We start from the raw sequence: 11452 nt of genomic DNA on the forward strand, positions 1-11452 counted from the left end.
GCGAGGCGGCTTCCGTACGTGGTCTCCGCGGCCCGGGCGGGCGCACGGCCCGCGGATCCCCGCCCGGGGGCGGACGGCTAGAAGGGCTCGAAGTCGTCGAACTCCTGCTGCGACTCGTCCCGCTCCGCCTGGCGGTCGCGGCGGCGCTGCGCGGCCGGCCGGGGCGCCTCGAAACGGTGGTCCTCACCGCGGCGGCCCAGCATCTCCGCACCGGCCATCACCGAGGGCTCCCAGTCGAAGACGACCGCGTTGTCCTCGGGGCCGATGGCCACGCCGTCGCCGGAGCGGGCGCCCGCCTTCATCAGCTCCTCCTCGACACCGAGGCGGCCCAGCCGGTCGGCGAGGTAGCCGACGGCCTCGTCGTTGTTGAAGTCGGTCTGGCGCACCCAGCGTTCGGGCTTCTCGCCGCGCACGCGGTAGAGGCCGTCCTCCTCGCGGGTGACCGTGAAGCCGGCGTCGTCCACGGCCTTGGGCCGGATGACGATCCGCGTCGCCTCCTCCTTCGGACGGGCGGCGCGCGCGCCTGCGACCAGTTCGGCCAGCGCGTACGACAGTTCCTTGAGGCCGGTGTGCGCCACCGCCGACACCTCGAAGACCCGGTAACCGCGCGACTCCAGGTCCGGGCGGACCATCTCCGCGAGGTCCTTGCCGTCGGGCACGTCGATCTTGTTCAGCACGACGATGCGCGGACGGTTGCCGAGGCCGCCGTACTGCCGCAGCTCCTCCTCGATGACGTCGAGGTCGGAGACCGGGTCGCGGTCGGACTCCAGGGTCGCGGTGTCCAGGACGTGCACGAGGACGCTGCACCGCTCCACATGGCGCAGGAACTCGAGTCCCAGACCGCGCCCCTGGCTGGCGCCCGGGATCAGACCGGGCACGTCGGCGACCGTGTAGACGGTCGAACCGGCCGTCACCACACCGAGGTTCGGCACCAGGGTGGTGAACGGGTAGTCGGCGATCTTCGGCTTGGCCGCGCTCAGCACCGAGATCAGCGAGGACTTGCCGGCGCTCGGGTAGCCGACGAGCGCCACGTCGGCGACGGTCTTCAGCTCCAGGACGATGTCGCCGACGTCGCCCGGCTCGCCGAGCAGCGCGAAGCCGGGCGCCTTGCGGCGGGCCGAGGCCAGCGCCGCGTTGCCGAGGCCGCCGCGGCCGCCCTGCGCGGCGACGTAGGACGTGCCGTGGCCGACCAGGTCGGCGAGGACGTTGCCCGCGCGGTCCAGCACCACGGTGCCGTCCGGCACCGGCAGGACCAGGTCGGCGCCGTCCTTGCCGGAGCGGTTGCCGCCCTCACCGGGCTTGCCGTTGGTGGCCTTGCGGTGCGGCGAGTGGTGGTAGTCCAGCAGCGTGGTCACGGACTGGTCGACGGTGAGGATCACGTCGCCGCCGCGCCCGCCGTTGCCGCCGTCCGGGCCGCCGAGCGGCTTGAACTTCTCGCGGTGTACGGAGGCACAGCCGTGGCCTCCGTTACCCGCGGCGACGTGCAACTCGACGCGGTCCACGAAGGTGGTCATGGTAGGTGCCTCCAGAACTACGGGGATGTCTCTTGCGTAACACGCGAAAGGCGGACCCGCCTTCCCGACCGGGAAGTGAGGTCCGCCTCGCGAAAGCCTCCGGTCAGGCGACCGGGACGATGTTCACGACCTTGCGGCCGCGGTGGGAGCCGAACTCCACCGCACCGGCCTGCAGCGCGAACAGGGTGTCGTCGCCGCCACGGCCGACGCCCGCGCCGGGGTGGAAGTGGGTGCCGCGCTGGCGGACGATGATCTCACCGGCGTTCACGACCTGACCGCCGAAGCGCTTCACGCCGAGCCGCTGGGCATTGGAGTCGCGACCGTTCCGGGTGGACGATGCGCCCTTCTTGTGTGCCATGTCTCCTCAGTCCCTTACTTCGCAGCCGCGGGGATCGACGTGACCTTGATCGCCGTGTACTGCTGGCGGTGGCCCTGCCGACGACGGTAGCCGGTCTTGTTCTTGTAGCGCAGAATGTCGATCTTCTGGCCCTTGTGGTGGTCCACGACCTCGGCCTGGACCTTGATGCCGGCCAGCACCCACGGGTCGCTGGTCACAGCGTCGCCGTCGACAACGAGCAGGGTCGAGAGCTCGACCGTGTCGCCAACCTTGGCGGTGGAAATCTTGTCAACCTCAACGATGTCGCCGACAGCAACCTTGTGCTGGCGACCACCGCTGCGCACGATGGCGTACACGCGGATCTCTCTTTCGCTCGAAGAAACGGCACCCCCGCAGGCCAGTCGCCCTGGAACAGGGACGACCTCTCCCGGTCAGCCGTGTGCCCGGGAGGAAGAGGTTTACGGGGATGTGGCATGTGCAACGGACACGCCGACGGTCAAGGTTACGGGCCCGCCCGCTCGGGGGTCAAACCGGGCGGGGCGCGGCGGGTGTGCGGCTCCTCACGCCAGGGCGCGCGGCGGACTCCGCGGACGCCGGACACCGCGGGCACGGCGGGTGCCGTGCGGGGGCAGGAACCCCCCGGACTCGCGCCCGCCCGAGCCGTGCCCGTGCCGGTCTCCGCACTCCCGGTGCGGCCGGGCCGCCCACGCGGCCGTGAACCGCGGCGGGCCCGGGACGGTGTGCGCCCCGGGCCCACACGGGCGTTCGCTCAGCCGGTCACTCGTCGGCCGAGGACGGGGCGGACGCCGAGCGCGCCGCCGCCGTCTTCTTCGACGCCGACTTCTTCGCGGCCGTGGCCGTCTTGGCGGTCTTCGTCGCCTTCTTGGCCGTGGCCTTCTTCGCGACCGTCTTCTTGGCCGCCGTCTTCTTGGTGGCGGCCTTCTTCGCCGTGGCCTTCTTGGCGACCTTGCGGGCCGTCTTCTTGGCCGGGGCGGCGCCCTCGTCACCGCTCCCGTCGGCCTCGGCGGCCTCCACCGCGTCGGCGGCCCCGGTCTCCTCGGCCGCCTGCGGCTCCGCCGGCGCCGACGGGACGACCACGACGGCCGTCTCCTCGGGCGCGGTCGGCGCGGTCGCCTTGCGCACCGCGCGGCGGCGCGGACGCGCCGGGGCGGCGGACTCGGCGGGCGCCTCGGCCACCGGCTCGGCCGCGGGCTCGGTCACGGCCCGCGCCTCCGGCTCCGCCGGGGCCTCGGAGGCCTCCTGCGGACGGGCCGGCTCCGACACCGTCACGACCGCGGCCTCGGCCCCCGCCGGGGAACCGGCCGGCGCCGACACCTTGCGGGTCGCGCGACGGCGCGTACGGCCCTTCGGCGCGGCCTCCTCGGCGGGCGCCTCGGGGGCCTCGGTCACGGCGGCCGGGACCACCGGGTCCTCGACGGCCACCGGCTCGGACTGCGCCTCGGCGGCCGGCTCCGGGCGCACCGGGCGCCCGGCCTCCCGCTCGGCGGTGACCTCCCGCGCCGTGGGCGCCGGGGCGGCACCGTCGGCCAGGGCCCTCGGCGCACCCGCCGGAGCGGACGCCCGACGGCTCGTCCGGCGCCGGCCACGGCCCCGGGAGGCCGCCGCCTCCGCCTCGGCGATGCTGCTGTACAGCTCCTCGTCCGGCGCCATCTCGGGCGCGGGCAGCGCGGCCGGCTCGGCGACCTCGGCGGCGACCTCCGCCTCCGTCTCGGCCTCCTCCTCGGCGCTGACCGGGGCGGCCGCCACGGCCTCGTGCTCGTGCTCGTGCGGCTCGGCGCCGGCCCGGGCGCGCTTGCGGCGCTTGCCGCCCGCCGCACCGGCCGACGGCTGGTCCAGGTGGACGATGACACCGCGGCCGTTGCAGTGGACGCAGGTCTCGGAGAAGGACTCCAGCAGGCCCTGGCCGACCCGCTTGCGGGTCATCTGCACCAGACCCAGCGAGGTCACCTCGGCCACCTGGTGCTTGGTCCGGTCCCGGCCCAGGCACTCCAGCAGCCGGCGCAGCACCAGGTCCCGGTTGGACTCCAGCACCATGTCGATGAAGTCGATCACGATGATGCCGCCCAGGTCGCGCAGCCTGAGCTGGCGCACGATCTCCTCGGCCGCCTCCAGGTTGTTCCTGGTGACCGTCTCCTCCAGGTTGCCGCCCTGGCCGGTGAACTTGCCGGTGTTGACGTCGATGACGACCATCGCCTCGGTCCGGTCGATCACCAGCGAACCACCGCTCGGCAGCCAGACCTTGCGGTCCAGCGCCTTGGCGAGCTGCTCGTCGATCCGGTACGTGGCGAAGACGTCCACCTCGCTCGTCCAGCGCGACAGGCGCGGGGCGAGGTCGGGGGCGACGTGCGAGACGTAACCGTGGATGGTCTCCCACGCCTCGTCGCCGCTGACGATGACCTTGGAGAAGTCCTCGTTGAAGATGTCGCGCACGACCCGGACGGTCATGTCCGGCTCGCCGTACAGCAGCGTCGGCGCGCTGCCGCCGTTCTTCGACTTCTTCTTGATCTCCTCCCACTGCGCCTGGAGCCGCTCGACGTCCCGGCGCAGCTCGTCCTCGCTCGCGCCCTCGGCGGCGGTGCGCACGATGACGCCCGCGTCCTCGGGGACGATCTTCTTGAGGATGGTCTTCAGCCGGGCCCGCTCGGTGTCGGGCAGCTTGCGGCTGATGCCCGTCATCGAGCCCTCGGGCACGTACACGAGGTAGCGGCCCGGCAGGGAGACCTGGCTGGTGAGGCGGGCGCCCTTGTGGCCGATCGGGTCCTTGGTGACCTGCACCAGCACCGACTGGCCGGACTTCAGCGCGGACTCGATCCGGCGCGGGCCGCCGGACATGCCGAGCGCCTCGAAGTTGACCTCGCCCGCGTACAGCACGGCGTTGCGGCCCTTGCCGATGTCGATGAAGGCGGCCTCCATCGACGGCAGGACGTTCTGCACCTTGCCGAGGTAGACGTTGCCGACGTAGGAGACGGCCTGCTCCTTGTTGACGTAGTGCTCGACGAGCACGTCGTCCTCGAGGACGCCGATCTGGGTGCGGTCGCCGTGCTGGCGGACCACCATCACGCGCTCGACGGCCTCGCGGCGGGCCAGGAACTCGGCCTCGGTGATGATCGGCACCCGGCGGCGACCCTGCTCGCGCCCCTCGCGGCGGCGCTGCTTCTTGGCCTCCAGACGCGTCGAGCCCTTGATGGACTGCACCTCGTCCGAGGGCCGCTCGTCCTTCTTGCGCGGCTCGCGGACCTTGACGACGGTGCGCTCGGGGTCGTCGGCGGACGGCTCGGCCTCCGGGGCGCTGTCGCCGGCGCGGCGACGGCGACGGCGGCGACGCCGGCTGCTGTTGCTGCCGCCGGCCGCGTGGTCCTCGTCGTCGGCGGACTCCTCGGCGTCCTCGGCGTCCTCCTCGATCTGCTCGGCGGTGTCCTCGGCGTCCTCGGCGGCCTGCGCGGCGGCGAGTTCCTCGCTCTCCTCCGCGTCCTCGTCACCGCCGGCCTCGGCGCTCTCGCCCCGGCGGCGGCGACGGCCACCACGACGGCGACGGCGGCGCGAGGCGCCCTCCTCGCCGTCCTCACCGTCGGCGACGTCCTCGGGCTCCTCGGCCTCGTCGGCTTCCTCGGCCTGGGGCTCGTCCTCCGCCACGGCCGGGGCCGCCTCGGGCTCCTCGTCCTGCGCGGCGCCACGACGCCGGCGGCGACGCCGGGTCCCGGACTGCTCGGGCTGCTCCTGCTCCTGCGCGGCCTGCGCGAGCTCTTCGGTCTCCTCCGGCTCCTCGGCCTCCGCCGCCTCGGCGGCCGCTTCGGCGGCGGCCCGCTGCGGGGTCTGGAACTTCGGCTCGGCGAAGACCGGCGGCTGGAACACGGCCACGGACGGGCGCGCCGGACGGCGCGCCGACTCGGCCTCGGCGGCCTCGGCCCGCGCGGCGGCGGTCTTGGCGGCGGGCTCGGAGAACCCGGTCGCCGCACGCCGTACGACCCGGCGGCGGCCGCGCCGCGGCGCGGCGTCCTCGGCGGGCTCCTGGGCCTCGGCCTCGACGGGCGAGGCCTCGGCGGCCTTGGCGGCTTCCGGAGCCTGCGGGGCTTCGGCGGCGGGGACCTCGGGCGTCTCGGCGGCAGGGGCCTGCTCGCCCACGGCGGTCTCCGGCGTACCGGCCGGTGCGGCGGCGCGGCGCGTGGCGCGGCGGCGGGTGCGCGGCGGTGCCGCCTCGACGGCGGGCTCCTCCACGGCGGGTTCCGCGGCGGCGGGGGCCTCGGTCACCGGCTCGGCGGCGGGGGCCTCGGGCGCCTCGCTCACCGACTGGTCGGCGGGCGCGGCCGTCTTGCGGGTGGCCCGGCGGCGCGTACGGCCCTTGGGCGCGGCCTCCTCGGCGGGGGCTTCGGCCGCAGCGGCGGGGGCCTCGGCGGCCGGCGTCCCGGCGGCGTCCTCGGCGGGTGCGGCCGGCGTCTCTGCGGGAGCTTCGGCGGCCTTCGGCGCACCGCTGGGGGCGGAGGCCCGGCGGCGGGTGCGGCGGGCGGGCGCGGGCGACTCGGCGACGGCCTCGGTCTTCGGCTCGGCCGCAACGGCGCTCACCGCGGCGTCCGCGGGCGCGGCGGCGACGACCGTCTCGGCGGTCTCGGCGGCGGCCGGGGCGCCGGCGGGCGCGGTCACGCTGCGGGTGGCACGGCGGCGGGTGCGGCGCGGGGCCGCGGCCTCGCCGGACTCCACCGTTCCTGCGGTGGTCTCGTCGACGGCCGGCGCGGCGGCCGTGTCGGCGCTCTTCGCCACCACGGTCTCGGCGCTCGCCTCGGCCTCGGCTGCCTTCGGCGCGCCGGTCGGCGCGGAGGCCCGGCGGCGGGTGCGGCGCGGCGGCGCGGGCTCGGCGACGGCGGCCTGTTCGGGCGCGGCGCTCGCCGCGGCCTGCTCCGTCTCCCCGGTGTCCTCCGCGAGTTCGGCGGAGTCGGCGGGCGGTATGGCCGGCGCGGTCAGCTCCGCCGACGTCTCGGCGGCGGCACCGGCCGGCGGACCCGCCGGCCGGGACGCGGCACGCCGACGCCGACGCGGCGGCAGGGTGTCGCTGGGGGTGTTCAGTTCTTCGGAACCCTTGGTGGGCTCGGTCGGTTCGAGCATGCGGGCGTATCTCCCGTCAGGGCTCCCGGGCGCCGCGCCTGGTCCGGCATACGACCGTGTCCGGTCGGACGCCGTTGACGTCCGCGGCCGCGCGGTGCGCGACGGCCGCCGTCCGGGGCGCGGGCGCCACACGGGAGCTGTCTGTAGTCCTGTCTCGCCGGTTCCGTACGCCTTGTCGCATACGGCCTGGCGAAAGTCTTCTGGTCGGTGCGCTGCCCGACCCAGGTGGCTCCCGAGTACGAGGGCGGCGCTTCGACGTCCGTCCCTACGGAACCTTCCCTACGCAGACGCCTTCGCGGCGGCGGCGCCGGCGGCCCCTGATACTGCGGCCGGGGCGGCCGGGTCTGCCTCGCGGTCGGGCGCGAGCGGGTCGGTCACCGTGCCGGTCTCTTCATCGAGCAGCCCCTGCGCCAGCCTGGTCACCGCTACGGGGACCGGCGGCGCCAGGTCGGCCACGGCGCGGAGACCGGACAGGACGTCGTCGGGTCGTACGGCAGGCGTCACGTGCCGAACAACCAGCCGCAGTATCGCACAGGGCTGGTCGGTCGGCCTATCAACAGCCGCACCAGGCGATTCCGCGCTCGCCAGGCTCACCACCGCCGGACGGGCGTCGAAGGTGCGCATGCCGTTCTTGGTCAGGCGCTGCACCTCGACGCTCGCGGCGCCGTTGAAGGCGGCGACCGCGCACTCCGCCTCGGCCGGGTCCACGCCGTCCAGCCGCAACTCCCACACGGAAGCGGTCAGCCGGTCGGCGAGTCCCGGGGTACGGGCCTCGACCGCCTCGACGATGTCGAGCCCGGCGGGCAGCGACTCGTCGAGGAGGACGCGCAGCCGCTCCGGGTCGCGGGGCGCGGTGAGCGCGATCTCCAGGTACTCCGCCTCACTGCCCGTGCCGGTGGGTGCGGCATTGGCGTAGGAGACCTTCGGGTGCGGGGTGAACCCCGCCGAGTACGCCATCGGCACCTCGGCGCGGCGCAGCGCACGCTCGAAGGCGCGCTGGAAGTCACGGTGGCTGGTGAACCGGAGGCGGCCGCGCTTGGTGTAACGCAGTCGGATGCGCTGCACCGCGGGTGCGGGCGGCGGGCCTTCGGGCTGTCGCTTGCCCAGTGGAACTTCTCCTTGTGTACGGCGGACGGACCGCGGCGCCGGCCCCGCGTGGGCGGGGAGCGCTCAGGTGCGGCGCGCGGTCACCCCCGCGGCTGCGGGGACGCTTCGCGCCCGGTCCTGCCCTCCAGGGTACGCGTCCCGGCCGTGACGGGTTCCTCCCGGGCCGTCGGCCCGGGGGTGCCGAGCAGCGCCCGGCGGATGTCGGCCCTGGTCTGCCGTGCGGTCCTGCGGGCCGCGTCCAGCATCTGGCGGGCGGTGCGGCCGGCGGCGCGCGCGGCCCGGCCCGCCGGGCGCAGTACGGCGTCCCGGACGAGGTGCCCGGCCGGGGTCAGCACCGTGCGGTACGTCCAGCGCGCGGGCGTCACGACCGTCCACCGCAGCAGGGTCGCCAACAGCCGCCCGAGGGCGCGCGAGACACGGCCGGCCACCCGCCAGGCGTGCCGGAACGCGTCGGCGGTCTCCCGCCCCAGGACGGCGAGGACACGGCCGACGGGGACGAGCACCCACCGCCCCAGGGCGAGCGCGGGCACGACGAACAACACCCGGCAGATCCAGTACAGGACCATGCCGACCCCGGCGACCAGCAGCCCCAGCAGCCGCCACAGCCCCCGCGCGCACCAGGCGAGCGCCCGTCCCACCGGCGCGAGGACCCACCGGTACAGCCACAGCGCCGGTACGACGACGAGCCACCGCACCAGCCGGGCGGCCCCCGCCCAGGTCGCGGCCCCGACCGCGGCGAGGACCAGGACCAGTCCTCTGAGCAGCCACGCGCACGCGTGCCCGACGGGCGTCAGCACGCGCGCGTACACCCACTCCAGCGCCGCCCCGATCCCGCGCGCCACCCAGGCGATCGCGCGCCCGACCGGCGTCAGCACCCAGCGGTACGCCCACCCGAGCGGCACGACGACGAGGACGCGCCAGAGCCGGGCGAGCGCACGGCCGACCGGTACGACGGCGTACCGCCACAGCCGCACCCACGGCCACACGAACAGCGCCCGCCCGAGCGGCCGCAGCACATGGTCGCGCAGGAGCCTCCCGCCGGCGACGAGCACGTCCCACAGGACACGCACGGGCACGACGAGCACCAGCACGACGATCCGCACCGGCAACCGCACCGCCACGACGAGACACCCTTCGGGCTCCCGCCGCTCCGGCCCGCCGGCCCCCCGCTTCTCCGGTTCCATGACGTGAAGGACGCGGAGAGCCGCCGTACGGATCCCTGCCGTGACGGGGAAGCGTCACGGGGGCGTGTCACCCTGCGATCGGACTGACCCGGCGTCAGTGGGCGTGGCTCGGTGCCGGGGTGGTGTTCTTGACCGTCAGGGGGAGCAGTTTCTTGCCCGTGGGGCCGATCTGGATGTTGGTGTCCATCGCCGGGCAGACGCCGCAGTCGAAGCACGGGGTCCAGCGGCAGTCCTCGACCTCGGTCTCGTCCAGGGCGTCCTGCCAGTCCTCCCAGAGCCAGTCCTTGTCCAGGCCGGAGTCCAGGTGGTCCCAGGGCAGGACCTCCTCGTAGGAGCGCTCGCGGGTGGTGTACCAGTCGACGTCGACGCCGAAGGGGGCCAGCGCCTTGTCCGCGCAGGCCATCCAGCGGTCGTAGGAGAAGTGCTCGCGCCAGCCGTCGAAGCGGCCGCCGTCGTCGTAGACCGCGCGGATGACGGCGCCGATCCGGCGGTCGCCGCGGGAGAGCAGGCCCTCGACGATGCCGGGCTTGCCGTCGTGGTAGCGGAAGCCGATGGAGCGGCCGTACTTCTTGTCGCCGCGGATCTTGTCCCGCAGCTTCTGCAGGCGCGCGTCGGTCTCCTCGGCGGAGAGCTGGGGCGCCCACTGGAAGGGGGTGTGCGGCTTGGGGACGAAACCGCCGATGGAGACCGTGCAGCGGATGTCGTTTGAGCCGGAGACCTCGCGGCCCTTGGCGATGACGCGGGTGGCCATGTCGGCGATCTGCAGCACGTCGTCGTCGGTCTCGGTGGGCAGGCCGCACATGAAGTACAGCTTCACCTGGCGCCAGCCGTTGCCGTAGGCGGTGGCGACGGTGCGGATCAGGTCCTCCTCGGAGACCATCTTGTTGATGACCTTGCGCATCCGCTCGGAGCCGCCCTCGGGCGCGAAGGTCAGGCCGGAGCGGCGGCCGTTGCGGGTCAGCTCGTTGGCCAGGTCCACGTTGAAGGCGTCCACGCGGGTGGACGGCAGGGACAGGCCGATCTTGTCCTCTTCGTAGCGGTCGGCGAGGCCCTTGGCGATGTCACCGATCTCGCTGTGGTCCGCGGAGGACAGCGACAGCAGGCCGACCTCCTCGAAGCCGGTCGCCTTCAGCCCGGCCTCGACCATCTCGCCGATGCCGGTGATGGAGCGCTCGCGCACCGGGCGGGTGATCATGCCGGCCTGGCAGAAGCGGCAGCCGCGGGTGCAGCCGCGGAAGATCTCCACCGACATCCGCTCGTGGACCGTCTCGGCCAGCGGGACCAGCGGCTGCTTGGGGTAGGGCCACTCGTCCAGGTCCATCACCGTGTGCTTGGACACGCGCCACGGCACGCCGGAGCGGTTGGGGACCACGCGGGCGATCCGGCCGTCGGGCAGGTACTCGACGTCGTAGAAGCCGGGGATGTACACGCCGCCGGTCTTCGCCAGCCGCAGAAGGACCTCCTCGCGGCCGCCGGGGCGGCCCTCGGCCTTCCACTCGCGGATGATCCGGGTCATGTCGAGGACGGCCTGTTCGCCGTCGCCGATGACGGCCGCGTCGATGAAGTCGGCGATCGGCTCGGGGTTGAAGGCCGCGTGGCCGCCGGCGAGGACGATCGGGTCGTCGATCGTGCGGTCCTTGGACTCCAGCGGGATGCCGGCCAGGTCCAGGGCGGTGAGCATGTTGGTGTAGCCCAGCTCCGTGGAGAAGGACAGGCCGAACACGTCGAACGCCTTGACCGGGCGGTGGCTGTCCACCGTGAACTGCGGGACGTCGTGTTCCCGCATCAGCGCCTCCAGGTCGGGCCAGACGCTGTAGGTGCGCTCGGCCAGGACGCCGTCCTGCTCGTTGAGCACCTCGTAGAGGATCATGACGCCCTGGTTGGGCAGGCCGACCTCGTACGCGTCCGGGTACATGAGCGCCCAGCGGACGTCACAGCTGTCCCACGGCTTGACGGTGGAGTTCAGTTCACCGCCCACGTACTGGATCGGCTTCTGCACATGCGGCAGCAGGGCCTCGAGCTGTGGGAAGACCGACTCGACAGACATCGCGGGGATTACCTTCGTGAGCTGACTGGGATGACCCCGGCCCGGGGGCCGGGGGGAGGGTGACCATCAAGCGTAACCCGGACGGGCGGCCCGGCCCAACGCGCCGCAGCCCCGCCCCCGCCGAACCGCCGCCCCGCCCCGCGGA

7 protein-coding genes are annotated in these 11452 nt (G+C 74.3%); all 7 read right to left on the reverse strand.

Annotated elements, in window-relative coordinates; translation table 11 throughout:
* Positions 1-77: 77 nt before the first annotated feature.
* Positions 78-1514, reverse strand: coding sequence for a GTPase ObgE (obgE, locus tag AB0N63_RS07915; protein ID WP_365525598.1), 1437 nt, complete (start codon positions 1512-1514; stop codon positions 78-80).
* Positions 1515-1617: 103 nt separating this feature from the next.
* Positions 1618-1872, reverse strand: a complete 255-nt coding sequence (gene rpmA / locus AB0N63_RS07920; RefSeq protein WP_009188584.1) for a 50S ribosomal protein L27 — start codon at positions 1870-1872, stop codon at positions 1618-1620.
* A 14-nt stretch (positions 1873-1886) separates the two neighbouring features.
* Positions 1887-2207: a 50S ribosomal protein L21 gene (rplU, locus tag AB0N63_RS07925; RefSeq protein ID WP_030749991.1), complete on the reverse strand. Its 321-nt coding sequence runs from the start codon at positions 2205-2207 to the stop codon at positions 1887-1889.
* Positions 2208-2628: 421 nt separating this feature from the next.
* On the reverse strand, positions 2629-6969 hold the full coding sequence (locus tag AB0N63_RS07930) for an Rne/Rng family ribonuclease (protein ID WP_365525603.1): 4341 nt from the start codon (positions 6967-6969) through the stop codon (positions 2629-2631).
* Positions 6970-7248: 279 nt separating this feature from the next.
* Positions 7249-8034 (reverse strand): TIGR03936 family radical SAM-associated protein, encoded by a 786-nt coding sequence (locus tag AB0N63_RS07935; protein ID WP_365525605.1) that lies wholly within the window; start codon positions 8032-8034, stop codon positions 7249-7251.
* A gap of 122 nt (positions 8035-8156) precedes the next feature.
* Entirely contained in the window at positions 8157-9260 is a 1104-nt protein-coding gene (locus AB0N63_RS07940; protein ID WP_365525607.1) for a hypothetical protein, read from the reverse strand.
* 94 nt (positions 9261-9354) lie between these two features.
* Positions 9355-11307, reverse strand: coding sequence for a TIGR03960 family B12-binding radical SAM protein (locus tag AB0N63_RS07945; RefSeq protein WP_365525610.1), 1953 nt, complete (start codon positions 11305-11307; stop codon positions 9355-9357).
* Positions 11308-11452 lie beyond the last annotated feature (145 nt).

Origin of the sequence: Streptomyces sp. NPDC093260, from assembly GCF_040683715.1 — a bacterium.
GTDB lineage: Bacteria > Actinomycetota > Actinomycetes > Streptomycetales > Streptomycetaceae > Streptomyces > Streptomyces sennicomposti.